Consider the following 27000-nt stretch of genomic DNA (forward strand, 5'->3'; position numbering starts at 1 on the left):
CCCTGGCCACATCTGTATTGTCCAAGTCAAAGTCTGTTTTACCAAAGGTTCCCAGCAAGTCTGCCAAGACCCCGCGTAAAACATCGACACAAGCTGCGGCCTTGAAGGCGCAACCTGACGCCGACAAGACGCTGAATATGATCCTCTCCCGCCTCGACGATATGAAGGCGGAAGAAACGGTCACCATCGACCTTCGCGGCAAATCCGCCTTTTCCGACTACATGATCGTTACGTCAGGACGCGCCAACCGGCACGTCGGCGCGATCGCGGAAAACGTCACGAAAGCCCTGAAGGAAACCGGCATCAAGAACATCCATGTCGAGGGCTTGCCCAATTGCGACTGGGTGCTGATCGATTCCGGCGATGTGGTCGTGCATGTGTTCAGACCCGAGGTGCGCGAATTCTACAACATCGAAAGGTTGTGGGCGCAGAACCCGGCGGCGGCAGCGATCTGAACGCTCGGCCGATGCGAATCGGCTGAGGCGCATGTAGTTTGCCTGACGCGCGCGGAAAGCGCGTGCCGGAAAGTGCACGCCGGAAACAGCAATCATGCGCCTCGTCGTGGTCTCGATCGGCCGGCTGAAACAGGGTCCGGAACAGGAGCTGGCCGAACGCTATCGCGAGCGCTTCGAGGACATCGGCCGCAAGCTCGGCTTCCGCGGCCTTGCGATTCATGAAATTCCGGAAAGCCGTGCGCGCGACACCGCGACCCGGATCTCGGAGGAAGCCGCGGCGATTTCGGCAGCGATACCGGAGAAATCAGTGCTGGTGGCGCTGGACGAGCACGGCAAGAGCATCGATAGCGCGACGTTTGCCCGGCAGCTCGGCCAGTGGCGGGATGAAGGGATCGCCAGCACAATTTTCGCCATCGGAGGTGCGGACGGACTTTCGCCCGAATTGCAGCGCAAGGCTAAATTGCGCATTGCGTTCGGCTCGGCGACCTGGCCGCATCAAATGGTCCGCGTCATGCTTCTCGAACAGATTTACCGGGCCGCCACCATTCTGGCCGGCCACCCCTACCATCGCGCGTAAGGCACGGTGACGTGAATACAGACAACGCAGCATAGCCGGATGCATTCAACGCGGGACATTCATTCATACCCTGGCACCGCCGATCGCGGCGTGTCGCGGATGTCAGCCGTGTCGTTTCCCCTGATCTTGCTTTCCGCAAGCTTCGCCATGGCATCGCCCGCGCTGGCGCAGCAACCCACGGCGCCCACGCAGCAAGCGACGGCAGTTTCCCCTGACGCCCTCAAGCAGCGCGAGCAGGAATTGGAGGCGGCGCGCCAGGAGCAGCGCAAGGCAGCCGAGTTGCAACAGAAACTGAAGGCCGACATCGCGGCAATCGGACAGGACCGCTCCAAGCTCAACCAGCAAGTGATCGACATCGCCGCGCAGGTGCGCAGCCTCGAGACCCGCATCGGCGAGACCGAGGGGCGGCTGCGGCCGCTCGACAGCCGCGAGATGCAGATCCGCGCTTCGCTCGATTCACGCCGTTCCGAAATCGTCGAGGTGCTGGCGGCGCTGCAGCGGGCCGGCCGGCGCACGCCGCCGGCCTTGTTGGTAAGGCCCGAGGACGCGCTGCAATCGCTGCGCACGGCCATGCTGCTTGGGTCCGTCGTCCCCGAGTTGCGCGGCCGCGCGGAAAAACTCACGGCCGACCTCACCGAACTGGTGAATCTGCGCAAGGACATCGCCAACCAGCGCGACGTCCTGGCTCGGGACCGGGACAGGCTGAAGGACGATTCCATCAGGCTGGCGGCGCTGGTGGAAGAGCGGCAGCGCAAGCAGAGCGCGATCGAAAGGGACATGGAGGCCGAAGGCGCGCGCGCCATCAACCTGTCCAAGCAGGTCGACAGTTTGCAGGGCCTGATCACGAAAATGGAGCAGGACCTGAAAAGCGCCGCCAAGGCGGCCGCCACTGCCAGCCTGCAGGGCGCCCCGCCCGCCCCCGGCGGCAAGCCCAATCTGAGGGCTCTGAAAGATCCCGCCCGGCTCAGCCCGGCGATCGCATTCGCTTCTGCGAAGGGACTGTTCGCCTTTCCGGTCAATGGCCGCAAGATTCGCGACTTTGGCGGTTCCGACGGCGCAGGTGGCGTGGAAAAAGGCATTTCTTTGACCACCCGAGCCGGAGCTCAGGTCACAACACCGTGTGACGGCTGGGTTGTTTACGCCGGGCCGTTCCGCAGCTACGGACAACTCTTGATCCTCAATGCCGGGGGCGGGTATCATGTCCTGATCGCCGGGATGGAGCGCATTTCGGTAAACATCGGCCAATTTGTACTTACGGGAGAGCCGGTCGCGACCATGGGGACAACGTCCCAGGTCGCATCCATTCTCGCGACGACCGCGAGTCAGCCGGTGCTCTACGTCGAGTTCCGTAAGGACGGCACTCCAATCGACTCAGGCCCATGGTGGGCCGCTAACGAAGGCGAAAAGGTTCGCGGATGATGCGCAAGACTTCTGTAATTCTTCTCAGCGCCGCCACCGGTGCGGCTTTGACGCTTTTCGTCACCCAGCCTCGTTCCGTGCTGATGGGATCGAGTGCGCGTGCCGCAACCTCGGACACCTATCGCCAGCTCAATCTGTTCGGCGACGTGTTCGAGCGCGTGCGCAGCGACTATGTCGAGAAGCCCGACGACGGCAAGCTGGTCGAGTCGGCGATATCAGGCATGCTGGCCGGCTTAGATCCGCATTCCAGCTACATGGACGCGAAGAGTTTTCGCGACATGCAGGTGCAGACCCGCGGTGAATTCGGCGGGCTCGGCATCGAGGTCACGATGGAAGACGGTCTGATCAAGGTCGTTTCGCCGATCGATGACACGCCGGCGTCGAAGGCCGGCATCATGGCCAACGACATCATCACCAATCTCGACGACGAAGCCGTGCAGGGTCTCACCCTCAACCAGGCGGTCGAGAAGATGCGCGGACCGGTCAACACCAAGATCCGTCTCAAGATCATCCGCAAGGGCCAGGACAATCCGATCGAAGTCACGCTGGTGCGCGACAACATCCGCGTCCGCTCGGTCCGTGCACGCGTCGAACAGGACGATATCGCCTATATCCGCGTCACCACCTTCAACGAGCAGACCACCGAAGGTCTGAAGCGCGAGATCGGCAACCTCACCAATCAGATCGGTGGCGACAAGCTGAAGGGCTTCATCATCGACCTCCGCAACAATCCCGGCGGCCTGCTGGAGGAAGCGGTGACGGTTTCCGACACCTTCCTCGAGAAGGGCGAGATCGTTTCGACCCGCGGCCGCAATGCCGAGGAAACCCAGCGCCGCGCCGCCCATGCGGGCGACCTGACGAAGGGCAAGCCGATCATCGTGCTGGTCAATGGCGGCTCGGCCTCAGCCTCCGAAATCGTCGCGGGCGCGCTGCAGGACCACAAGCGTGCGACGCTGGTCGGCACCCGCTCGTTCGGCAAGGGCTCGGTGCAGACCATCATCCCACTCGGCAGTGGCAACGGCGCGCTGCGCCTGACCACCGCGCGCTATTACACGCCGTCCGGCAAGTCGATCCAGGCCAAGGGTATCGTGCCTGATATCGAGGTGTTGCAGGATGTGCCGGATGAGCTGAAGTCGCGGACCGACACCAAGGGCGAAGCTTCGCTGCGCGGCCATCTGAAGAATGACGGCGACGAAAAGACCGGCTCGCAGTCCTACGTGCCGCCGGATGCCAAGGACGACAAGGCGCTGAAGACCGCGGCCGACCTGCTGCACGGCATCAAGTCGACGGCGAGCGCGCCGGCAACCGGCGACAAGGCGGCAGTCGACAAGCCCGCCACCAAGGCGGCGAACTGATCCGGCGGGTTTTCGTCAGAACAAACAAAGGGGCGGCTCTCGGGCCGCCCCTTTTTCATTCCATCCCCTGCGGGCCGACCGGTGCTTTTGCGGGGCCGGCGCAGGCGCTCGAATCCGGCTCATCGTGGTATCGTCGGCGTGGTTGATTCGGGGAGGTCTATGACGGAAACGGCCGACGAACTGAGCACGCCGCTCGGGCAGAAAACGGAGCGCAAGAAGCGCCGGTTTCGACTGCCGTTCACCGCGATGCAGGCGTTGGCGGTGCTGCTCGGCCTGTTCCTGGTCGGCTTCCTGACCGTCGCCCTCTTTGTCGATAATCCGCTGGGTGGGGAGCCCGTCGCCCGTATCGCCTTGCGCACGCCGGCGACGGACGACAAGCAGCCTGTCACCGAGAAGGCTACGAAATCGGCACCCGTGCAAGCCCCGGCCGGCGACAACAAGACCGTCACCATCATCGACGGCTCCAGCGGCAAGCGCCAGGACATCGTGATCGGCGGCGACGCCGGCGACAAGGCAGGCGCGGAATCCGCGCCGGCAAGCCCGATGGCCGGCATCGATCAGCGGCTGCTGGAAAAGTCGAAGTACGGCATGATCCCGGTGGTGGCCGACGGCCTCAAGCCCTTCACGGTCTACGCGGCCGACGCCGACCGCATCAAGGCCGCCAGGATGCCGGTGATCGCCATTGTGGTCGGCGGCCTCGGCGTCGGCGCCGCCAAGACCACCGATGCCATCATGAAACTGCCGCCGGCCGTGACGCTGGCCTTCACGCCTTACGGCGCGGACCCCGCCAAACTGGCCGAGCGGGCCCGGGCGCAGCGCCACGAGATCCTGCTGCAGGTTCCGATGGAGCCGTTCGACTATCCCGATAACGATCCCGGACCGCAGACCCTGCTGACGACGCTGACGCCAGAGCAGAACATCGACCGGCTCTACTGGCACCTCAGCCGCTTTCAAGGTTATGCCGGGATTGCCAACTTCATGGGCGCACGTTTCACGGCAACCGACACCGTGATGCAGCCGATCATCCGCGAGGCGGCCAAGCGCGGCCTCGGCTATCTTGATGACGGCTCCTCGCCGCGCAGCGCCGCCGGATCGCTCACGGCGGCGCAATCGATGCCTTTCGCCAAGGCCGATTTTACCATCGACACCGTACCGACCTCGGCCGAGATCGACCGGACGCTGGTCAAGCTGGAGACGCTCGCCAAGGAACGCGGAATGGCGGTGGGCGTCGCCTCGGCCCTGCCGATTTCGATCGATCGCCTTGCCGCCTGGATCAAGACGCTGGACAGCCGCGGCATCATGCTTGTGCCATTGACAACGGCGATGCTGAAATCAAAATCAGGCTAGAGATCAAGCTGATGGCGGCGAACCGGACTTTCCCGACTGCGCCAGTCAGACCGATTGTGGGTGACTTGATGCAGGCAAGGGAGAGCTGACGGAAATGGCGCGCTACGAGGACCTGCCTTACCGGACCTGCGTCGGCATGATGCTGATCAACGCGGCCGGGCTGGTCTTCATCGGCCGCCGCGCCGGCGGCATTGAACATGTCGATGAAACCCATGTCTGGCAGATGCCGCAGGGCGGGGTCGATCCCGGCGAGGATACCTGGGAGGCCGCCAAGCGCGAGCTTTACGAGGAAACCAGCGTCCGCTCGGTGGAGAAGCTCGGCGAGGTCCCGGACTGGCTGATCTACGACATTCCACGCACGGTGGCCGGCCGCGCCTGGAAGGGGCGTTATCGCGGGCAACGGCAGAAATGGTACGCGGTGCGCTTCACCGGCAAAGACGCGGAGATCAATGTCGCCAGCCCCGGCGGCGGCGGACACAAGGCCGAATTCGTGAGCTGGCGTTGGGAGCCGATGAAGAATCTTCCGACCCTGATCGTTCCGTTCAAGCGGCCGGTCTATGAACGCGTGGTCAAGGAATTTTCCAGCCTCGCGGGCGGTTAGTCCTTTCGCCTCGACGCCTTTTCGCAACGAGAACCGGTGCTTCCATCGAGATGTCCTACAAACCCTATCGGCCCAATGTGGGAATTGCGCTGTTCAACAGCTCAGGACAGGTGCTGATCGGCCGCCGTTTCCGCGACGACGGGCCGGAAATCATTCTTCCCGGGCTGGAATGGCAGATGCCGCAGGGCGGCATCGACGCCGACGAGAACCCGCGCGATGCCGTGATGCGCGAGCTCTGGGAGGAGACCGGGGCGGTCAGCGCCGAATACCTCGGCGAGACCGATTGGATGAATTACGAATTTCCGCCCTATGACGGTCCGCCCGACCATCGCCTGGCGAAATTCGGCGGTCAGCGGCAGAAATGGTTTGCGCTACGGTTCACCGGCCGCGACGAGGAGATCGACCCGCTGACGCCGCGCAACGGCCAGCCGGCCGAATTCGATTCCTGGCGCTGGGAAAGGCTGGAACGCGTCGCTGATCTCGTGGTGCCCTTCCGGCGCGACGTCTACCGGACCGTGACCCGGCTGTTTGCGGAATTCGCCCGCTAGGCCCATCAGGCGCGATACGCTACCTCTGAGCTATGGCCGGTCTTCCCGCTTCATGGAATAGTTGGGGCGGGCGTTCGCGTATACACTTGACAGCAACCATGGCAGCAGACGAGTTGTTATGGAACAAATCGCAACGCGTGGTGTCTCGCCTACATGAACGACGTGACTGTGACCAAGCGCCGCCGGAGTTTCGAATGGCGGGTGCATGACCGGAATGGCACGCTGATGTTCAGCGGGCGGGAACGCACCCGTCCGGCCGCCCGGTACCAAAGCTACCGCCACCTGTTCATGTTGCTGGCCATCGGCCGACGGACGCATGACGTTCGGACTCCCGGGATACTGCCGACGTCGGATGAACTGGGCGCGGGCGCGTCATGGACTAGTTCGGCCCGACCGAAAACGGGCCAATCCCGATGACCTGACAATTGCTGTCGCGCTTGACGCAATCAGCGAGCGCTTCGTCGATCGCCGCCTGTTCACTCGCCGCCCTGAACGCCAGTCCCGGCCGGCCAGCCGCGCCGACCGCGACCGCGTTCCAGCCGCTCTGCGCTTCCGAAATCCGCCGCGCGACATCCTCGCGTGCGTCAGCCGATATCATCGTGCTGCCGGTGGCCCTGAAGAAGCCGGTGACTTTCAGCGTGGTCGGAATCGGCACCACGAAATCATCGTTGATCGCGACGACCATGCACGGCACGCCGGCGATTCCTCCGCACGACTCCAGCGCGCGCCGCACCGCTTCCTCCGTCGTCTCGAGCGCGATGGGAAAGAACACTACGCCGCCGCCGGGTCCGATCGCGAGCGCCTTGTTTCTTCGCGCCGGCACGTAGGCCGCTTCAAGCCGAGCCTTGGCGGGGTCCCGGGCGAGCGGGACATTCCTCGCGGCGAAGGGCTGCTCGATTGTGGGGTCGCGCCGGACCCAGGGCAATGGCGGCAGCGGCGGTTTGCCATGGGCGTACACGATCGCATCGCCGACCGCATATAGTTCGCATTTGCGCGGCGATTGCGCGGCTTCCGCGCGCTTCTGGCATTGCTCGACCGCAGCGCTCTTCGCCGCTTCCTCGCTCGGCTGCGCGGTGACGAATGCATGGAAGCCGCCGACATTGAGCGCGAACGCCTTGAAGTCGGCCGCCGGCGCGTAGTCGGTGGCGAGCGAGGCGCGCGCCTTGTCGCTGATGAAGGGAATGCTAGCCGCCACAAACTTGTCGGCCGACGCGACCACCGATGGCGACGGCGGTTGCGGCGATGGGCTGTCCGGGGCTTTGGCTGCAGGCACAGGCACGGTCGCGATCGCAGACGGCGCCGGCGCGGGGCTCGCCATGCTGCCGCGAGACGCGACCTTGGTCGCCGAGGTCTCCAGCTTGGTGAAATAGAGAAAGCCGCCGACGCCGATCGCGGCGAGGCCGACCACCGTGACCGCAACCGGCCACATCCAGTTCGGCTGCGTGGCGCCTTGTGGCTTGGCCGGCTTCTTGACCTGCGGCGTCGTGTAGGTGCCGTCCTCGCGGCGCATCGCCACCATATAGGCGTGCACCGGCGTCGGGATGTTCTTCACTTCCTGCGCGCCGATATCGGCGAACTGCACCGACAACTTGTTGGCAACCTGCTCATGCACGGCACGCGAGACGCAGATGCCGCCGACCTCGGCGAGGCCCTCCAGCCGCGCGGCGATGTTGACGCCGTCGCCCAGGAGGTCGCCGTCCCGCTCGACCACATCGCCGATGGTGATGCCGATGCGGAATGCCATCTGCCGGCTGGGCGGGTAGGCCATGTTACGGGTGCGCAGGCTCTCCTGGATATCGATCGCACAGCGCATGGCCTCGACCGCGCTTGGAAATTCGGCGAGCACGGCATCACCAGCGGTATTGAAAATGCGGCCGCCGCCCTTGGCGATGAAATCATCGGTGACCTGACGGTAGGACGCCAGGCGACGCAGCGTCTCTTCCTCGTCCTCAGCAACCAGTCTGGAGTAACCGGCAATATCGGCCGCAAAAATCGCCGCGATCTTGCGCTTCATGAACAGCAGCCCCGACCCCACGTTCCGGTGCGGCAGAATGCCGCCAGAAGTTCCCCGGCGCAACTTGCCATCGAAGCCATTCCCGCATGGGGAAGCGAAGCTTTCAGGCCAACACAAAAAGCGCCCGTCACGGCGTGACGAGCGCTGATAGCAACCGGGCCTTCATTCCGCCCCGGAGCGATGCCCCGGGGCTTAGTGCATGGCTGTGGCGTTGAGCTCGATCTGGATGCTCTTGTAGTGGTCGAGCCGCTCGATGGCGTGATCGAGCTCTCCGCCTTCCTTTTCGGCGAGCTTCGCTTCCATCTCGGCGATGGTCTCGGCGAACTGCGCGCGGTCGACGTCCTCGATCGAGGTGGCGACATCGGCGAGCACGGTGAGGCCGCTCTCCGACATTTCCGCAAGGCCGCCGAGCACGATCACCTTTTCACGGGTGCCGCCGGCGATGATGGTCAGGATGCCCGGACGAACCGCGGCCACGACCGGCGCATGTCCGGCGAGCACGCCGAAATCGCCTTCCAGACCGGGAATGTCGACCTGATCGACTTCGCCGGAGAAGGCGAGCTTTTCAGGCGAAACGAGATCGAAGTGGAAGGTAGCCATGGAGAACCTGCGAGTAGCGAGTAGCGAGTAGCGAGTAGCGAGTGGGAAGAATGGGAGCGGCGCTATTGGCTACTCCCTATTCGCCATTCGCGCCTTAGGCCGCTTCAGCAGCCAGCTTCTTGCCCTTCTCGACGGCTTCTTCGATGGTGCCGACCATATAGAACGCCGCTTCCGGCAGATGGTCGTACTTGCCTTCGCAGAGGCCGCGGAAGCCCTTGATGGTGTCGGCGAGGTCGACGAACTTGCCCGGCGAACCCGTGAAGACTTCGGCGACGTGGAACGGCTGCGACAGGAAGCGCTCGACCTTGCGGGCGCGAGCCACGGTGATCTTGTCCTCTTCCGACAGTTCGTCCATGCCGAGAATGGCGATGATGTCCTGCAGCGACTTGTACTTCTGCAGCACCTGCTGAACCATGCGCGCGGTTTGATAGTGCTCTTCGCCGACGACGAGCGGGGAGAGCATGCGCGAGGTGGAGTCGAGCGGGTCGACCGCCGGATAGATGCCCTTTTCCGAGATCGCACGGCTCAGCACCGTGGTGGCGTCCAAGTGCGCGAACGAGGTCGCGGGCGCCGGGTCGGTCAAGTCGTCGGCCGGCACGTAGATCGCCTGCACCGAGGTGATCGAGCCCTTCTGCGTGGTGGTGATGCGCTCCTGCAGCGCGCCCATGTCGGTAGCGAGCGTCGGCTGATAACCCACCGCGGAAGGAATACGACCAAGCAGCGCCGACACTTCGGAGCCGGCCTGCGTGAAGCGGAAGATGTTGTCGACGAAGAACAGCACGTCCTGGCCCTGGTCGCGGAAGTGCTCGGCGACCGTCAGACCGGTGAGGCCGACGCGTGCGCGGGCACCGGGCGGCTCGTTCATCTGACCGAACACCAGCGCGCACTTCGACTTCACGTTCGGATCGGGATTGTGCGGATCGGCGTTCACCTTGGACTCGATGAACTCGTGATAGAGGTCGTTACCTTCGCGGGTACGCTCGCCGACACCGGCGAACACCGAGTAACCACCGTGCGCCTTGGCGACGTTGTTGATCAATTCCTGAATCAGCACGGTCTTGCCGACGCCGGCGCCGCCGAACAGGCCGATCTTACCGCCCTTGGCGTAGGGCGCGAGCAGGTCGACGACCTTGATGCCGGTGACCAGAATTTCAGCCTCAGTCGACTGGTCGGTGTAGGTCGGCGCTTCCTGGTGGATGGCGCGCTTGCCTTCGGACTTGATCGGGCCGGCTTCGTCGATCGGCTCGCCGATGACGTTCATGATGCGCCCGAGCGTGCCGTCACCGACCGGAATGGCGATGGGCTCGCCAGTGTCGGTCACTTCCTGACCGCGCACCAGACCTTCGGTAGCGTCCATCGCGATCGTGCGCACGGTGGACTCACCGAGATGCTGCGCGACTTCCAGCACCAGGCGGTTGCCGCCGTTCTTGGTTTCCAGCGAATTGAGAATGGCCGGCAGATGACCCTCGAACTGCACGTCGACAACGGCGCCCATGACTTGGGTGACGCGACCGATCTGGTTAGCTGCTGTGGCCATGAATTGCTCTCCTTCGAAATTCTGTACTTGAACGACCGTCGGTTGGTTCGTGCGCTAGACCGCCTCGGCGCCGGAGATGATCTCGATCAGCTCCTTGGTGATCTGGGCTTGACGGGTTCGGTTGTAGACCAGGGTTTGCTTGCGGATCATTTCGCCGGCGTTGCGGGTGGCGTTATCCATCGCGCTCATCTGCGCGCCGTAGAAAGAGGCGTTGTTTTCCAGGAGCGCACGGAAGATCTGCACCGCAAGATTGCGCGGCAACAGCCGCGTCAGAATCTCGTCTTCTTCCGGCTCGTATTCGTAAGAGGTCGACGGACCGGCATTGGCGGCCGGCTCGTCGACCACCAGCGGAATGACCTGCTGGGCGGTCGGGATCTGCGCGATGACGGACTTGAAGCGCGAATAGAACAGCGTGCAGACGTCGAACTCGCCGGCTTCGAACAGTGCCAGCACCTTCCTGGCGACATCCTCGGCGTTGACGAAGCCGAGCTGGCGAACTCCGCGCAGATCGACATGATCGATGATCTGCTTGTCGAAGGTGCGGCGCAGCTGATCGTAGCCTTTGCGGCCGACGCAGAAAATCTTGACGTCCTTGCCCTGGTTCATCAGCGACAGCGCCCGCTCGCGAGCCAGACGCACGATTGCCGAATTGAACGCGCCGCACAGGCCGCGTTCGCCGGTGCAGACCAGCAATAGGTGCACCTGATCCCTGCCGGTGCCGCCGAGCAGCGCCGGCGCGCCAGGCGAACCGGCGGCAGCCGCGGCGATGTTGGAAATCACCGCATCCATCTTTTCGGCGTAGGGCCGGGCCGCTTCGGCGGCGCTCTGCGCTCGCCGCAGCTTCGACGCCGCGACCATCTGCATCGCCTTGGTGATCTTCTGCGTCGCCTTCGTCGAGGCGATGCGGACCCGCATGTCTTTAAGTGAAGCCATTCTCAGTTCACCCTGGCGACCTGTCTCTCAACCCGGTCGCGAACCCCTTAATTCGTCATGCCCGGCCTTGTGCCGGGCATCCACGTCTTTGCTTCATCCACGCCGAAGACGTGGATGGTCGGGACGATGACAGTTAAGCAAATGCCTTGGCGTAACCTTCGACCACGCTCTTCAGCTTGCCGGCGAGATCGTCGGAGAGATCGCGGCTGTCACGGATGCCGCTGAGAATGTCGGCGTTCTTGCCGCGCAGCAGCGACAGCAGGCCGTCCTCGAAGGCGCGCACCTTGTTGAGCGGGAGCGCATCGAGATAGCCGTTGGTGCCGGCCCAGATCACGCAGACCTGCTCTTCCATCTTCAGCGGCGAGAACTGCGGCTGCTTCAGGAGTTCGGTCAGGCGCGAACCGCGGTTCAGCAGGCGCTGGGTCGAGGCGTCGAGGTCGGAGCCGAACTGCGCGAACGCCGCCATTTCGCGGTACTGCGCCAGCTCGCCCTTGATCTTGCCGGCGACCTTCTTCATCGCCTTGGTCTGCGCCGAAGAGCCCACGCGCGACACCGACAGACCGACGTTCACCGCGGGACGGATGCCCTGGAAGAACAGGTCGGTTTCCAGGAAGATCTGGCCGTCGGTAATCGAAATCACGTTGGTCGGGATGTAGGCCGACACGTCGTTGGCCTGGGTCTCGATGACCGGCAGCGCCGTCAGCGAGCCCGAACCCTGGTCTTTGTTCAGCTTCGCCGCGCGCTCGAGCAGGCGGGAGTGCAGGTAGAACACGTCGCCCGGATAGGCTTCGCGGCCCGGCGGGCGGCGCAGCAGGAGCGACATCTGGCGATAGGCGACGGCCTGCTTGGACAAGTCATCATAGATGATCACGGCGTGCATGCCGTTGTCGCGGAAGTACTCGCCCATGGTGCAACCGGTGAACGGCGCGATGTACTGCATCGGCGCGGGATCGGATGCGGTGGCGGCGACGATGATCGAGTATTCCAGCGCGCCCTGCTCTTCCAGCACCTTGACGAACTGGGCAACGGTCGAACGCTTCTGGCCGATCGCGACGTAGACGCAATACAGCTTGATGTTCTCGTCCGGCTGCGCGTTGAGCGGCTTCTGGTTCAGGATGGTGTCGAGCGCAATCGCGGTCTTGCCGGTCTGACGGTCGCCGATGATCAGCTCGCGCTGGCCGCGGCCGACCGGGATCAGTGCATCGATCGCCTTGAGGCCGGTCGCCATCGGCTCGCTCACCGATTTGCGCGGAATGATGCCGGGCGCCTTGACGTCGACGCGCTTGCGTTCGGTGGCCTGGATCGGGCCCTTGCCGTCAATCGGGTTACCCAGCGCGTCGACGACGCGGCCGAGCAGACCCTTGCCGACCGGCGTGTCCACGATGGCGCGGGTGCGCTTGACGGTCTGGCCTTCCTTGATTTCACGGTCGGCGCCGAAGATCACGATACCGACGTTGTCGGTTTCGAGGTTCAGCGCCATGCCGCGGGTGCCGTTCTCGAACTCGACCATTTCACCGGCCTGGACGTTGTCCAGACCGTAAACGCGGGCGATACCGTCGCCGACGGACAGCACCTGTCCGACTTCGGTGACCTCAGCCTCCTGGCCGAAATTCTTGATCTGGTCCTTGAGGATCGCGGAAATTTCCGCGGCGCGGATGTCCATCAGCCTGCCTCTTTCATCGCGTGCTTGATCGAATTGAGTTTGGTGCGAAGCGAACTATCCACCATGCGGCTGCCAAGCTTGACCACCAGGCCGCCAATGATGGAGGGATCGACTTTCACGTTGAGCGCGACGTCCTTGCCCGTCACTGATTTCAGTGCGGTCTTCAGCGCGTCGAGATTCTTTTCATTGAGCTGTTCGGCGACGGTGACGTCGGCGGTCGCCTCGCCCTTGAACTTCGCCACCAGCGCACGGTAGGCGCGGATCACATCGGCCACGGCAAACAGCCGGCGGTTGGCGGTCAACACTTTAAGGAATTTGGCGGAAGTGCCGGTAATTCCGGCCTTGTCGAGCAGGGCATTGAGCGCCTTGGCCTGCGCATCTGCCGAGAAGACCGGGCTGCGGACGAGGCGCTTGAGATCGGCGCTTTCGTTCAGCATGGCCTCGAATTTATCGAGATCGGCCTTTACTGCGTCGATGGATTTCTCCTCGCGCGCCAACTCGAACAAGGCCGTAGCATAACGGCCGGACACTCCCGAAACGGACGGATCTTCAGCAGCCACAGACTCGCTCTTTAATTTGCTGTCAAACTCGCAAGGGAAAAACCGTCGCCACGGGTAGCGGCGCCTAGCGATCCAAGCCCTTGGAATTCAAGCGGGACTTCGATTTTCGACCGGCATGGAGGTGCCGGGATCGGTAAAATCGCGGCTTTGCTAACATAGCAATCGCGCAGGTGCAACATGACCGCGCGTTCGGGCGATGCCTTGTCGCATGTCGATTTTCAGGCCCGGTTGAAGGTTGTTTTGAGACAACTCATCGCGCCGGAATTTGGCCGGGCCCCAAACGGGGTCTCGCACGCGTCACCGAGCGACGCATTGGTTCCAATCGTATTTGCATGGCGGCTATGAGCCGGCCCCCTCGGAACGAAGCCGGCCGATCTCCTCCATTTGGCCATTACTTGCCTAAATCTTTCCACTCCTAAGGATGACTGTATTAATAAGTAATAGACAGTATTTAATGAGTTAAAATTCCGTTAAAGTTCAAGATTACGGAATATCGCCTGATTAGTTGCATCCGGTAACAAGATATGTCAGCCGCCAGTAATCAGGAACTACTGCCCAATTCATGCCTTATTGCGTGCCCAAACGGCAACCGCTGAAACTGGGACGGGGGTTCCATTTGTCACGCATGTGGCAATACTGTCTGAGGGACTAGTTTAATGTTGCATACCAATAATGTTGTGCCGGGAACTCTAACCCGGTCGCGCACCGCGGTGGCCCTGATCGCCGCAACTCTCCTGGTCGGCGGCAGCATCACCGAAGCATCCGCCAAATCCAGGCATCACCGTCATCATCACCACCATTCCCATCACGCCAAGGCTCAGCCGGCCGGCGACAACTGGCTGAACGCCAACGCCTCGATCGGCTCCCAGAGCACCGGGCGCGGCTTCTCGGGAAAGGCTTCCTTTTACGGCAATGAATCCGGCAGCAAGACCGCCTCCGGACAGCGCTTCAATCAGAACGCCATGACTGCCGCCCACCGCTCGCTGCCGTTCGGCACCAAGCTCCGCGTGACCCATCGCGGCCAGAGCGTGATCGTCACGATCAACGACCGTGGCCCCTTCATCAAGGGACGCGTGCTCGACCTCTCCAAGGGCGCTGCCCGCGCCATCGGCCTGACCGGCGCCGGCGTCGGCCACGTCACCGCCGAGGTCGTTTCCTAAAGCGCCAATAGCGCGCCATTTTTCAGTAAGCGTTGCGTTGCGTAACCGTCGCGGAACTTGCAGCGGCAACAAAGGCCTGTCGTCGCAAATGACGGCAGGCCTTGGTTGTTGTTGGGGCGTCATTCCGGGGCGCGCGATAGCGCGAACCCGGAATCTCGAGGTTCCGGGTTCGATGCTCCGCATCGCCCCGGAACGACGGCTCGCGACTACAAAAAGCTCTGCGGATCGACGTCGACTTCGAGCTTGAGATTGCCCTTGATCTTCGGCCCCGCAGCGAGCCACTCGCGCAAATAGTCCGACAAATCGACGTTGCGCAGCGACTTCACCAGGATGCGGAACCGGTAGCGGCCCTTGATCACCGCAAGCGGCGCTTCCGCCGGTCCCAGCACCTGGATGCGATCGTCGATCGGCGCGACGGCGGTGAGCCTGCGGGCAAACCCTTCCGCACTCGGCCGGTCGCCCGCGGAAATGATCAGGCTGGCGAGCCGGCCGAACGGCGGATAGCCGGTGCGCTCGCGGGAATCGATCTCGCTGGCGTAGAACGCTTCGCGGTCGCTCGCGACCAAGGCCTTCATCACGGGATGTTCGGGCTGATGGGTCTGCAGAAAGCCTACGCCGCGGCCCTGCTCGCGTCCGGCGCGACCGATCACCTGGTTGAGCAGTTGGAACGTCCGCTCGGCGGCGCGCGGATCGCCATTGCCGAGGCCGAGATCGGCGTCGACCACGCCGACCAGATTGAGCCGTGGAAAATTATGTCCCTTCGCCACCAGTTGCGTGCCGATGATGATGTCGACGCGTCCCTCGGCGATTTCGTTCAGCTCGCTGCGCATGGTCTCGATCGAGGTGATGAGATCGCTTGACAGCACCATGGTGCGCGCTTCCGGAAACAACGCGGCCGCCTCCTCCTGCAGGCGCTCAACGCCGGGGCCGACCGCCACCAGCGATTCCTCGGCCTGGCAGTGCGGGCAGATGTTCGGTCGCGGCATCGAGAAACCGCAATGGTGGCAGACCAGGCGCTGTCGAAACCGATGATCGACCAGCCAGGCGTCGCAGATGGTGCAGGCAAAGCGGTGGCCGCAGGCCCGGCATAGCGTCAGCGGCGCGTAGCCCCGGCGGTTGAGGAACAGCAGCGCCTGCTCGCGCTTCTCGATCGCGAACCTGATCTGCTCGGCGAGCGGCGGCGAGATGAAACGGCCGCGCGGCGGCGGCGCGCGGCGCAGATCGATCGCCTCGATATGCGGCATGTGCTGGCCGCCAAAGCGCGACGGCAGCGCGATGCGCTGATAGCGCCCCTTGCGCGCGTTGACCTCGCTCTCGACCGACGGCGTCGCCGACGCCAGCACGATCGGAATCTTTGCAATGTGCGCGCGCACCACCGCCATGTCGCGGGCGTGGTAATGCGCGCCGTCATCCTGCTTGTACGCCTGGTCGTGCTCTTCATCGACGATGATCAGGCCCAGATCCGCATAGGGCAGAAACAGCGCCGAGCGTGCGCCGACCACGACCGGCGCTTCGCCGGCGGATATCGCTGCCCAATTGCGTTGGCGAGTGCGCGGCGTCAGTTCGGAGTGCCACTCGATCGGGCGCACGCCAAAACGCTGCGCAAAACGGTCGAGGAATTGTCCTGTCAGCGCGATCTCCGGCATCAGGATCAGCGTCTGCTTAGCCCTCCGGACGACCTCCGCGATCGCCTCGAAATAGACTTCCGTCTTGCCCGAGCCGGTGACGCCGTCGAGTAGCGCGACGTGGAACGTGCCATTGGCCGCGAGCGCGCGCATCGCATCCACCGCCGCGCGCTGCTGATAGGAAAATTCCGGCTGCGCAAACGCGGGATCCGGCGCCGGCGGTGCCGGCGGTGGCGGCATCGCCTCGATCGCGAGCGTGCCCTCGTCGACCAGGCCGTCGACCACGCCTGAGCTGACACCGGCTTCCCGCGCCGCATCCGACTTGCCGTGCAGGAGGCCGTCCGACAGCACCTCGATCAGCCGGCGTCGTGCCGGCGTCAGACGCCGTGGCGGCTCGCCCACCAATCGCACGCCAAGGCGCATCCGCTCGGGCCCGAGATTTTCGCCCATCCGCAACGCCATGCGCAGCACCATGCCACGCGCTGAGAGCGTGTAGTTGGCGACCCAGTCGACCAGGCTGCGCAGCTCTTCCTTCAGCGGCGGCACGTCGAGCTTTTCGCCGACGTCCTTCAGGCGGTTATGCAGCCGTGGATCTGGATTGGCGTTCTCCGCCCACACCACCGCGACCACCTCGCGCGGACCGAGCGGCACGCAGACGACATCGCCCGGCTTCAGCTCCATGCCGCGCGGCACGCGGTAGGAATAGTTTTGATTGAGCGCGACCGGCACCAGCACGTCGACGACGCGGGTCGACGAGGCCGAGGAGCTGGTTTGGCGGGTGGCGTGGTCCATCCGGGGAATCAGGCTTGAGGTATCCACAGCGAGGCTAGCGCCGCCCCGGCCAGTTAGCGAACGGTAAACGAAAGAGGTGCGATATAATGCGTTGAAGCGCCGTCTCCAAGGTAAACTACAAGGCAAACTCCAAGGCAGAGATGATGGCAAGCGAAGTTCCGGCACTGCAAGCGGTCGAGCTCGATGGCACCGACGAGGCGTTCGCGCGGGAGGTCGGGCGCTGGCTGACGCATCTGCGCGCCGAGCGGCGGCTGTCGCCAAAGACGCTCGAAGCCTACGCCCGCGACCTACGCCAATGCCTCACCTTTCTCAGTGAGCACTGGGGCGGTCAAGTTACGCTGAAACGGTTTGCCGCGCTGGAGGCCACCGACATCAGGGCCTTCATGGCAATGCGCCGCGCCGACGACATCGGCGGACGCTCGCTGATGCGGGCGCTGGCGGGCTTGCGCTCGTTCGGGCGCTTTCTGGAACGGGAGGGAAAAGGCAGGGTCGGCGCCCTCTCCGCCATCCGCGCGCCGAAAATTGCAAAGAGCCTGCCGAAACCAATCCAGATGGACGCTGCGAAGCGCTTTGCCGATGCCGACGAGCGCGCCGGCGAGGAACGCGAGCCCTGGATTCTGGCGCGCGACGCCGCTGTCATGGCGCTGCTCTACGGATCGGGCCTGCGCATCTCCGAAGCGCTCGGGCTGAAACGCCGCGACGTGCCGAAACCGGGCGAAGGCGACGTCATCATCGTCACCGGCAAGGGCAACAAGACCCGGATGGTGCCGGTGCTGCAGAACGTGCTTGCCCTGATCGCCGACTATGTTGCGATGTGCCCGCATTCATTGCCGCCGGCCGGGCCGATCTTCGTCGGCGCGCGCGGCGGGCCGCTATCTCCGCGAATCATCCAGCTCACCATGGAGCGGCTGCGCGGCGCGCTCGGACTGCCAGACAGCGCCACACCCCACGCGCTGCGGCATTCCTTTGCCACCCATTTGCTCAGCCGCGGCGGCGATTTGCGCGCGATCCAGGAACTGCTCGGCCACGCCTCGCTTTCGACCACCCAGATCTACACCGGGATCGACAGCGAGCGACTGCTGCAAGTGTACAAGAGCGCCCACCCACGCGGATGACGCCCGCAAACACAAAATATCGAAAACAACCCCATGCAAAGTAGAGCGGGCCCCGGCTCGCGACACTCGGGCCACTTGCGTCCGGGGCACGAGATGGCCGGTCGTCACGACCGGCGGCGACCATTGAGCTACGACCGTGAGCTCCCCACAGGATGACGTAAATCGTACCGGCGAGCGCGGCATAGAGGCAAATCGACCGCCATACTACCTGGACACGAACGGTGTTCAGCAACGCGGCGAAGAAACGACAAGCGGCCAGAAGCAGGCCGCAACGAATTCGGCGGTTGTCATATTGAGAGCTCAAAAATACGGATGGAGCAATCCAGTAATGGACGCGCCCAAAATCCGCTTAACTCTTGCGTTGAACGGACCGTTCCGGCAATCGTGGTCACGATTCACCTTGGGGAGATAGACATGGGCGCACATGAAAGCATGGAGCACGCGGAGCATGCCGAGCACGCGTCAGGCTCGAACAAGAAGATCGCGTTGCTGATCGCGGTGATCGCCCTGTTCCTGGCGCTGTCGGAAACGCTGGGCAAGGGCGCGCAGACCGAAGCGATCAGCAGGAATGTCGAGGCCTCGAATCTCTGGGCGTTCTTCCAGGCCAAGAGCATCCGTCGCACCGTGGTGCAGGCCACCGCCGAGCACGCCAAGCTCAGCATGGGTACCGTCGGCGACGAGGCCGCCAAGGCGGCGCTGCAAAAGCAGATCGACGACTGGAACAAGACCGCACAGCGCTATCGTTCGGAGCCGGAGACTGGCGAAGGTTCGGAAGAACTCGCCAAGCGCGCCAAGCACGCCGAGCACCAGCGCGACGAGGCCACGGCGAAGTATCACCACTACGAAATCGCTTCCGCCGCCTTCCAGATCGGGATTGTGCTGGCGTCGGCCACCATCATCACCGGCATGCTGGTTCTGGCCTGGGTGTCAGGCTTATTGGCAATCGTGGGCATCGCCATCACCGGGCTCGGCCTCTACGCGCCGCATCTCTTGCATCTGCATTGATGCTCACTGTCATCACCCGCGAAAGCGAATGCGGGTGATCCAGATCCGTAGGGTGGGCAAAGCGCAGCGTGCCCACCATCTCACGGCGATTTCGGTGATGGATGGTGGGCACGTCGCTTCGCTCCTTTGCCCACCCTACAACACCTGTGGTGACGCCACTACCGCGCCTGATGCACGCTCTTGCGAAAGCGTGCGATGGTTCGCAGCATGCGCGATGACCAGCCGGTGCCGTCGCCACGCAGGATGTCGCGGATGCGCTGCTTGATTGGCTGGACGAGTTCTGCCGCCTTGGCGCGCATCGCCATGATGAATTCATAGGTCTTCTTGAACCACGCCATCTGCAGGAGCTTGGCGCGCGTCACGTCGAAGATGAAGGCGGTCACGCCGAGGCCGAGGAATTTTCCCAGCACGATCACGACGGCGGCGCTGAGCCAGTATTCATTCGCCAGCAGCCAGAGGCCGACCAGCTTCAGCGGGAACAGCGGGATGACCGGCACGGCAAAGACGATCAGCGTCATTGCCGGCGACAGCGCATCGACGCGATCGGACAGCCATTGCTTGAAGGCGCGGAGCGGGATCAGCGCAACGATGCGCTCGACGATCGGCTCGAGATGATCCCACAGCCAGGCTTCGATCAGGAAGATGATCGCGAGCAGGACCCAGAACGGCTGTAACAGGCGGCGCATCATCGATTCTGATCTCTAGAGCGGAACGACATCCATTGATTGGTCGCTCCGCTCCATCCCCTCGTTCAAAAGCGTGGCCTTTTCGAGAACCGGATACCCACTTCTTCAACCATGGTCTGCCGGCAAGTGCCGGGCTCCCCATCACATATGGATGGCACGTTTTCCGACCGCAAGCGCGGCTTCCTTGACGGCTTCCGAACGGGTCGGGTGAGCGTGGCACGTGCGCGCCAGATCTTCGGCGGAGCCGCCAAACTCCATCAGAACGCAGGCTTCGTGGATCATTTCGCCGGCTTCGCGGCCGACGATATGCACGCCGAGCACGCGATCGGTCTTCGCATCTGCGAGAATCTTCACGAAACCGTCAGTGGTCTGATTGACCTTGGAACGGCCGTTGGCGGTGAACGGAAACTTGCCCGAGGTATAAGCCACGCCCGCCTGCTTCAGCTCTTCCTCGGTCTTGCCGACCGACGACACTTCCGGCGTGGTATACACGACGCCTGGAATGACATCGTAGTTCACGTGACCGGCCTGGCCCGCGATGATCTCGGCGCAGGCGACGCCTTCGTCCTCGGCCTTGTGCGCGAGCATCGGCCCCGCGACCACGTCGCCGATCGCATACACGCCCTTCACGCTGGTCGAGAAATGCGAATCGATCTGCACGCGCCCGCGATTGTCGAGCGCAATGCCGGCTTCCTTGAGGCCCAGCCCTTCGGTGTAGGGCACGCGGCCGATGCAGACCAGGACCACATCGGTTTCGAGCGTCTCTGCCGCTCCGCCGGCTGCCGGTTCGACACTGACCTTCAACGTCTTGCCCGCGGTATCAACGCCGGTGACCTTGGAGCCGAGCTTGAACGCAAAACCCTGCTTTTCGAGCATGCGCTGGAATTGCTTCGCCACTTCGCCGTCCATGCCGGGCAGGATGCGGTCGAGGAATTCGACGACCATGACTTCCGCCCCCAGCCGGCGCCACACTGAGCCGAGTTCGAGGCCGATCACGCCGGCGCCGATGATCAGCATTTTCTCCGGCACTTTTGCCAGCGAAAGCGCGCCGGTCGACGACACCACGCGCTTCTCGTCGATCTCGATGCCTTTCAGCCGCGCGATATCGGAGCCGGTAGCAATGACGATATTCTTCGTCTCAACCGTCTCGGTCTTGCCATTGCCGCTGACTTCGACCTTGCCGGTACCGAGGATCTTGCCGGCGCCTTTCAGCACGTCGATCTTGTTCTTCTTCATCAGGAACTCGACGCCCTTGACGTTGCCGTCGATGCCCTGCTGCTTGAAGTTCATCATCGCCGGCAGATCGAGCTTTGGCGTGGAAACGCTGACGCCCATCTTGGCAAAGGAGTGCGCGGCTTCCTCAAACATTTCGGAGGCATGCAGCAACGCCTTCGACGGCATGCAGCCGACATTGAGGCAGGTGCCGCCCAGCGTTGCGTTCTTCTCGACCACCGCCACCTTCATGCCGAGTTGCGCCGCGCGCACCGCGCAGACATATCCGCCCGGCCCGGTGCCGATGACGACGAGATCGTAGGTAGCCATGATGAAGTCCTGTAGCTTTCAGAAAGGTGTCAGGGATTACCGCCCACCCGAGACATCGAGGATGGCGCTGGTGACGTAGGATGCCTCGTCCGAGATCAGCCAGACGATGGCATTGGCGATTTCTTCGGCGCTGCCGACGCGCTTCATCGGCACCAGATGCGCGAGCCGATGGGCGCGATCGGGCTCGCCGCCCGCAGCGTGGATTTCGGTGTCGATCAGTCCGGGCCGGATGCCTGCGACGCGGATGCCTTCACCGGCGACTTCATAGCCAAGTCCGACCGTGAAGGAATCGATCGCTCCCTTGGAAGCGGCGTAGTCGACATAGGTGTTCGGCGCACCGAGTCTCGCTGCAACCGAGGAAAGGTTGACGATGACGCCGCCTTTGCCGCCGTGCTTCGTCGACATGCGCTTCACCGCCTCGCGCGCGCAGAGGATGGAGCCCGTGACGTTGACCGCCATCACGCGCTGGATGCGCTCGGCCGACATCTCGTCGACGCGCACGCCGCTCGTGCCGACAATACCGCCATTATTGACGAGCGCTCCCAACGTGCCGAACTTGTCCGCCGCCTTGAACAGCTCCAGGATATCGCTTTCCTCGGCTACATCGCATTTCACTGATATCGCCTTGCCGTTCTTGCCCTCGATCAGCGCGACGACCTCATCGGCCGCCGCCTTGTTGCTGGCGTAGCCGACAACGATGCGATAGCCGCGCGCGGCGGCCGCGAGCGCGGTAGCGCGGCCGATGCCGCGGCTGCCGCCGGTGATTACAACAACCTTGTCTGTCACATCAGCCTCCGCACATGAGCGCGCATCGATCCATGGCTCGCGGCGCCGGCTCTTGATACCGATGCCTACAAGCTTGACGCCTCAGAGATCCAGCACCAGCCGCGCCGGATCTTCCAGGCTCTCCTTGACGCGCACCAGGAAGGTCACCGCTTCCTTGCCGTCGATCACGCGGTGATCGTAGGACAGCGCCAGATACATCATCGGGCGCACCTCGATCTTGCCGGCGACCACCATCGGTCGCTCCTGGATCTTGTGCATGCCGAGGATGCCGGACTGCGGCGCGTTGAGGATCGGCGTCGACATCAGCGAGCCGTAGATGCCGCCATTGGTGATGGTGAAGGTGCCGCCCTGCATCTCGTCGATCTTGAGCTGGCCATCGCGGGCGCGGCGGCCGAAATCGGCGATTCCCTTCTCGATGTCGGAAATCGACTTGTGGTCGCAGTCGCGCACCACGGGCACGACGAGGCCCTTGTCGGTGCCGACGGCAACGCCGATGTGGTAGTAGTTCTTGTAGATCAGGTCGGAGCCGTCGATTTCGGCGTTGACGGCCGGAATGTCCTTCAGCGCCTGTACCACCGCCTTGGTGAAGAAGCCCATGAAGCCGAGCTTCGAGCCGTGCTTCTTCTCGAACATGTCCTTGTACTGCGACCGCATCGCCATGATGTGGCTCATGTCGACCTCGTTGAAGGTCGTCAGCATCGCAGCGGTGTTCTGCACGTCCTTCAGCCGCCGCGCGATGGTCTGGCGCAGCCGCGTCATCTTCACGCGCTCTTCGCGGGCGGCATCATCGGCCGGCGACGGCGCACGGACCTGCACGGAAGCGGCCGGCTGATTGACCGGGGTCGGCGCGGAAGCCGCCTTCTCGATCGCGGCCAGCATGTCGCCCTTGGTGACACGGCCGTCCTTGCCGGAGCCGGGCACGGTCGCGGCATCGATGCCGCTCTCGGCGGAGAGCTTGCGAACCGACGGCGCCAGCGGCGCATCCGCTGCAACAGCCTTCGGAGCCGCGGCAGGCGCTGCCGCCGGAGCGGCAGCTTTCGCGGGCGCGGCCGCGGCCGGCTTGGCGGCGCCGGCGGCGCCTTCATTGATCTGCCCGAGCAGCGCGCCGACGGCGACGGTCTCGCCGTCCTTGGCCGCGATCTCGCCGAGCACACCGGCAGAGGGCGCCGGCACTTCGATGGTGACCTTGTCGGTCTCGAGCTCGACCAACGGCTCATCCACGGCCACTGCGTCGCCCGCCTTCTTGAACCAGCGGCCGATGGTGGCTTCCGTCACGGACTCACCCAGCGTCGGAACACGAATTTCAGTCATGATATGGTTTCCTTGGTATCCTTAAGCGTCATCAATTCCAAAGCGGTCATCGCCCGCCTGGCGCGCCATCGCGCACCGGGGCGGGGCGCGACAAACGGCGGGAAGGCTAGAGCCGGACGATTTTTGGCTTGATTGATTTGGCCGCAGACGCGCTTCACCTCTCCCGCTTGCGGGGGAGGTCGGCGCGAAGCGCCGGGTGGGGGCTCTCTCCAATCGGGCAGTGTCGCCTGCGGAGACACCCCCACCCCAACCCTCCCCCGCAAGCGGGAGAGGGAGCGCACCTTCTTCGCGGTCGCAATCAACCCTGATTTCATTGTGCTCTAGTTCAGCGCCTCGTCCAGCATCGCCTTGAGCTGTGCCTGGTGCTTCGACATCAGACCGGTGGCGGTTGCCGCCGACGCCGCACGGCCGGCGTAACGCGGACGGCGGTTCGGCGCATGGATCTGGTTCAGCACCCATTCGAGATAGGGCTCGATGAAGTGCCACGCACCCATGTTGCGCGGCTCTTCCTGGCACCACACGACTTCAGCGTTCTTGAAGCGTACGAGTTCCTGTACCAGCGCCTTCAGCGGCACCGGATAGAGCTGCTCGACGCGCAGGATGTAGATGTCGTCGATGCCGCGCTTCTCGCGCTCCTCGTAGAGATCGTAATAGACCTTGCCCGAGCACAGCACGACGCGGCGGATCTTGTCATCAGGCGCCAGCTTGATCTTCTCGTCGGGCAGCATCTGCGCGTCATCGTACAGGATGCGGTGGAACGTCGTGTCCTTGCCGAGCTCGTCGAGCCGCGAAATCGCGCGCTTGTGGCGCAGCAGCGACTTCGGCGTCATCATGATCAAGGGCTTGCGGATCTCGCGATGGAGCTGCCGCCGCAGCACGTGGAAGTAATTCGCCGGCGTGGTCGGGTACACCACCTGCATGTTGTCTTCGGCGCACATCTGCAGGAAGCGCTCGAGCCGCGCCGAGGAGTGTTCCGGCCCCTGCCCTTCGTAGCCATGCGGCAGCAGGCAGACGAGGCCGGACATGCGCAGCCATTTGCGTTCGCCCGACGAAATGAACTGGTCGAACACCACCTGGGCGCCGTTGGCGAAGTCGCCGAACTGCGCTTCCCACATCGCCAGCGCGTTCGGTTCGGCCAGCGAATAGCCATACTCGAAACCGAGCACCGCCTCTTCCGACAATAGCGAGTTGATGACCTCGTAGTGTCCCTGGTCGTGGCCGAGATGGTTGAACGGCGTGTAGCGGCTCTCGTCTTCCTGGTCGATCAGGACCGAATGGCGCTGCGAGAAGGTGCCGCGCTCACTGTCCTGTCCCGACAGGCGGACGTGATGGCCTTCCTGCATCAGCGTGCAGAACGCCAGCGCCTCGCCGGTCGCCCAGTCGATGCCGACGCCATTGTCGATCGCCTTGGCGCGGTTTTCCAGGAAACGCTGGATGGTGCGGTGAACCCGGAAACCATCGGGCACCTTGGTGATCTTGCGGCCGATATCCTTGAGGATGCCGATATCGACGCCGGTGACGCCGCGCCGCGCGTCCTCTTCCTGGTCGGCGACCTTGAAGCCGGCCCATTTGCCGTCGAGCCAGTCCGCCTTGTTGGGCTTGTAGCCGGAGCCTGCCTCGAGCTCGGCGTCGAGCCGCGTGCGCCAGTCGGCCTTGGCCTTTTCGACCTCGCCCTCGGTCAGCACGCCGTCGGCGACCAGGCGCTTGGCATAGATCGAGAGCGTGGACGGATGCGAACCGATCCGCTTGTACATCACTGGCTGGGTAAAGCCCGGCTCGTCGCCCTCGTTGTGGCCAAATCTGCGGTAGCAGAACATGTCGATGACGACGGGCTTGTGGAACTTCTGCCGGAACTCGATCGCAACCTTGGCGGCGAACACCACGGCTTCCGGATCGTCGCCATTCACGTGGAAGATCGGCGCGTCGATCATCTTCGCGACGTCGGACGGATAGGGCGAGGAGCGCGAATAGCGTGGATAGGTGGTGAAGCCGATCTGGTTGTTGACGATGAAATGCAGCGAGCCGCCGGTGCGATAACCCTTCAGATCGGAGAGACCGAAGCATTCCGCCACCACGCCTTGTCCCGCAAACGCCGCGTCGCCGTGCAGCAGCAGCGGCAGCACCGAGATGCGCATGTCGGGCGGATCGCCATGCTGGTCCTGCTTGGCGCGCACCTTGCCGAGCACGACGGGATCGACGATTTCCAGATGCGACGGGTTGGCGGTCAGCGACAGATGGATCTTGTTGCCGTCGAACTCGCGGTCGGACGACGCGCCGAGGTGATACTTGACGTCGCCGGAGCCTTCGACGTCCTCGGGGTTGGCGGAGCCGCCCTTGAACTCGTGGAACAGCGCGCGGTGCGACTTGCCCATCACCTGGGTCAGCACGTTAAGGCGGCCGCGATGCGGCATGCCGAGCACGATCTCCTTCACGCCGAGATTGCCGCCGCGCTTGATGATCTGCTCCAGCGCCGGGATCAGCGACTCGGCGCCGTCAAGGCCGAAGCGCTTGGTGCCGGTGAATTTGACGTCACAGAATTTCTCGAAGCCCTCGGCCTCGATCAGCTTGTTGAGGATGGCGCGGCGGCCTTCCGGGGTGAAGCTGATTTCCTTGTCCGGCCCCTCGATGCGCTCCTGGATCCAGGCCTTCTGCGCCGCGTTGGAGATGTGCATGAACTCGACGCCGAGCGTCTGGCAATAGGTCCGCTCGCAGATCGCGACGATCTCGCGAAGGTTGCCGTATTCGAGGCCGAGCACGTGGTCGAGGAAGATCTTGCGGTCGAAATCGGCCTCGGTGAAGCCGTAGGTGCGCGGATCGAGCTCTTCGCGATCACGCGGCGCCTCGATGCCGAGCGGGTCGAGCTTGGCGTGGAAGTGACCGCGCATGCGGTAGGCGCGGATCAGCATCAGGGCGCGGACGGAATCGCGTGTCGCCTGGTTGACCTCGGCAGGGGACAATTCAGCGCCCTTGGCCTGCGCCTTGGCGGCCAGCTTGGCGCCGACGGCCTTCTCGACGGTGATCCAGTTGCCGTCCAGCGCCGAGGTCAGTTCGTCCTGCGGTGTGAGCGGCCAGTTGTCGCGGCCCCAGGACGGGCCCTCTGCGTTCTTCTGGACGTCGGCCGGGGTGTCTTTCAGGCTCCTGAAGAATTCCTGCCATTCGCTGTCGACAGAGCCGGGGTCCTGCTCGTAGCGGGCATAGAGCTCGTCGATGTAGGTGGCGTTGGTGCCCTGCAAAAAGGAAGAGAGGGCAAATGCTGCGTTCGCGTCCTGGCGAGACATGTTGGCGTCCTGGTAATTGTCGCTTTGCGCGTGGAAAACGGCGCTTTAGCCGGTCCGGAAGCCCGAACCAGCTCGGTAAGAAGCTTTACCC

Annotated in this window: 22 protein-coding genes; 10 read left to right on the forward strand and 12 right to left on the reverse strand. The window is 63.7% G+C overall.

The window, feature by feature from the left end; translation table 11 throughout:
- Window positions 1–101: 101 nt before the first annotated feature.
- The 7 genes from rsfS to LMTR21_RS38685 all read left to right on the forward strand — a co-directional run bounded on the left by rsfS (window position 102) and on the right by LMTR21_RS38685 (window position 6302).
- A complete protein-coding gene (gene rsfS, locus LMTR21_RS38655; RefSeq protein ID WP_057857335.1) occupies window positions 102–455 on the forward strand; it encodes a ribosome silencing factor in 354 nt (117 codons plus the stop codon).
- Window positions 456–549: 94 nt separating this feature from the next.
- Window positions 550–1032 carry a 23S rRNA (pseudouridine(1915)-N(3))-methyltransferase RlmH gene (gene rlmH / locus LMTR21_RS38660; protein WP_065751618.1) on the forward strand — a complete coding sequence of 161 codons (483 nt, stop codon included), beginning with the start codon at window positions 550–552 and terminating at the stop codon, window positions 1030–1032.
- Window positions 1033–1131: 99 nt separating this feature from the next.
- Window positions 1132–2451 carry a murein hydrolase activator EnvC family protein gene (locus LMTR21_RS38665; RefSeq protein ID WP_187399282.1) on the forward strand — a complete coding sequence of 440 codons (1320 nt, stop codon included), beginning with the start codon at window positions 1132–1134 and terminating at the stop codon, window positions 2449–2451.
- Window positions 2448–3806 (forward strand): S41 family peptidase, encoded by a 1359-nt coding sequence (locus LMTR21_RS38670; RefSeq protein ID WP_065751620.1) that lies wholly within the window; start codon window positions 2448–2450, stop codon window positions 3804–3806. Before LMTR21_RS38665 ends, LMTR21_RS38670 begins: the two co-directional genes overlap by 4 nt.
- A gap of 159 nt (window positions 3807–3965) precedes the next feature.
- On the forward strand, window positions 3966–5153 hold the full coding sequence (locus LMTR21_RS38675; protein ID WP_065751621.1) for a divergent polysaccharide deacetylase family protein: 1188 nt from the start codon (window positions 3966–3968) through the stop codon (window positions 5151–5153).
- Between the two features lie 94 nt (window positions 5154–5247).
- Complete coding sequence (locus LMTR21_RS38680; protein ID WP_057833332.1) at window positions 5248–5754, forward strand: RNA pyrophosphohydrolase; 507 nt, start codon at window positions 5248–5250, stop codon at window positions 5752–5754.
- Between the two features lie 50 nt (window positions 5755–5804).
- Window positions 5805–6302, forward strand: coding sequence for an RNA pyrophosphohydrolase (locus tag LMTR21_RS38685; protein WP_065751622.1), 498 nt, complete (start codon window positions 5805–5807; stop codon window positions 6300–6302).
- 379 nt (window positions 6303–6681) lie between these two features.
- Here LMTR21_RS38685 and LMTR21_RS38690 read toward each other — a convergent pair whose 3' ends face one another.
- The 6 genes from LMTR21_RS38690 to LMTR21_RS38715 form a co-directional block, all read right to left on the reverse strand.
- Entirely contained in the window at window positions 6682–8316 is a 1635-nt protein-coding gene (locus LMTR21_RS38690; RefSeq protein WP_065751696.1) for an adenylate/guanylate cyclase domain-containing protein, read from the reverse strand.
- A gap of 192 nt (window positions 8317–8508) precedes the next feature.
- Window positions 8509–8916: a F0F1 ATP synthase subunit epsilon gene (locus tag LMTR21_RS38695; protein WP_065751623.1), complete on the reverse strand. Its 408-nt coding sequence runs from the start codon at window positions 8914–8916 to the stop codon at window positions 8509–8511.
- Window positions 8917–9010: 94 nt separating this feature from the next.
- Window positions 9011–10453 (reverse strand): F0F1 ATP synthase subunit beta, encoded by a 1443-nt coding sequence (atpD, locus tag LMTR21_RS38700; protein ID WP_065751624.1) that lies wholly within the window; start codon window positions 10451–10453, stop codon window positions 9011–9013.
- A gap of 54 nt (window positions 10454–10507) precedes the next feature.
- On the reverse strand, window positions 10508–11386 hold the full coding sequence (locus LMTR21_RS38705; RefSeq protein ID WP_065751625.1) for a F0F1 ATP synthase subunit gamma: 879 nt from the start codon (window positions 11384–11386) through the stop codon (window positions 10508–10510).
- A gap of 133 nt (window positions 11387–11519) precedes the next feature.
- Window positions 11520–13049, reverse strand: a complete 1530-nt coding sequence (atpA, locus tag LMTR21_RS38710) for a F0F1 ATP synthase subunit alpha (protein ID WP_065751626.1) — start codon at window positions 13047–13049, stop codon at window positions 11520–11522.
- The gene (locus tag LMTR21_RS38715; RefSeq protein ID WP_065751627.1) at window positions 13049–13609 is read right to left on the reverse strand and encodes a F0F1 ATP synthase subunit delta; all 561 of its coding nucleotides are present in this window, start codon (window positions 13607–13609) and stop codon (window positions 13049–13051) included. Before LMTR21_RS38715 ends, atpA begins: the two co-directional genes overlap by 1 nt.
- Before the next feature lie 656 nt (window positions 13610–14265).
- On the opposite strand from LMTR21_RS38715, the gene LMTR21_RS38720 reads away from it, so the two are divergent.
- Entirely contained in the window at window positions 14266–14769 is a 504-nt protein-coding gene (locus LMTR21_RS38720; RefSeq protein WP_065751628.1) for a septal ring lytic transglycosylase RlpA family protein, read from the forward strand.
- A gap of 206 nt (window positions 14770–14975) precedes the next feature.
- On the opposite strand, the gene LMTR21_RS38725 is transcribed toward LMTR21_RS38720, so the two are convergent.
- Complete coding sequence (locus LMTR21_RS38725) at window positions 14976–17186, reverse strand: primosomal protein N' (RefSeq protein ID WP_065751629.1); 2211 nt, start codon at window positions 17184–17186, stop codon at window positions 14976–14978.
- A 143-nt stretch (window positions 17187–17329) separates the two neighbouring features.
- Here LMTR21_RS38725 and LMTR21_RS38730 point away from each other — a divergent pair, with 143 nt between their 5' ends.
- Entirely contained in the window at window positions 17330–18301 is a 972-nt protein-coding gene (locus LMTR21_RS38730; protein WP_065751697.1) for a tyrosine recombinase XerC, read from the forward strand.
- Window positions 18302–18715: 414 nt separating this feature from the next.
- Window positions 18716–19306 carry a DUF4337 domain-containing protein gene (locus LMTR21_RS38735; RefSeq protein WP_065751630.1) on the forward strand — a complete coding sequence of 197 codons (591 nt, stop codon included), beginning with the start codon at window positions 18716–18718 and terminating at the stop codon, window positions 19304–19306.
- Between the two features lie 158 nt (window positions 19307–19464).
- Here the strand turns inward: LMTR21_RS38735 and LMTR21_RS38740 are convergent, their stop codons facing one another.
- From LMTR21_RS38740 to LMTR21_RS38760, 5 genes are all read right to left on the reverse strand, one after another.
- Entirely contained in the window at window positions 19465–19995 is a 531-nt protein-coding gene (locus LMTR21_RS38740; protein ID WP_065751631.1) for a hypothetical protein, read from the reverse strand.
- 138 nt (window positions 19996–20133) lie between these two features.
- The gene (gene lpdA / locus LMTR21_RS38745; protein ID WP_065751632.1) at window positions 20134–21534 is read right to left on the reverse strand and encodes a dihydrolipoyl dehydrogenase; all 1401 of its coding nucleotides are present in this window, start codon (window positions 21532–21534) and stop codon (window positions 20134–20136) included.
- A gap of 36 nt (window positions 21535–21570) precedes the next feature.
- Complete coding sequence (locus LMTR21_RS38750) at window positions 21571–22320, reverse strand: SDR family oxidoreductase (protein ID WP_065751633.1); 750 nt, start codon at window positions 22318–22320, stop codon at window positions 21571–21573.
- A gap of 81 nt (window positions 22321–22401) precedes the next feature.
- Window positions 22402–23631: a 2-oxoglutarate dehydrogenase complex dihydrolipoyllysine-residue succinyltransferase gene (odhB, locus tag LMTR21_RS38755; protein WP_065751634.1), complete on the reverse strand. Its 1230-nt coding sequence runs from the start codon at window positions 23629–23631 to the stop codon at window positions 22402–22404.
- A gap of 320 nt (window positions 23632–23951) precedes the next feature.
- Window positions 23952–26909, reverse strand: coding sequence for a 2-oxoglutarate dehydrogenase E1 component (locus tag LMTR21_RS38760; RefSeq protein WP_065751635.1), 2958 nt, complete (start codon window positions 26907–26909; stop codon window positions 23952–23954).
- Window positions 26910–27000: the final 91 nt, after the last annotated feature.

The organism is Bradyrhizobium paxllaeri (assembly GCF_001693515.2).
Taxonomy (GTDB): Bacteria; Pseudomonadota; Alphaproteobacteria; order Rhizobiales; family Xanthobacteraceae; genus Bradyrhizobium; species Bradyrhizobium paxllaeri.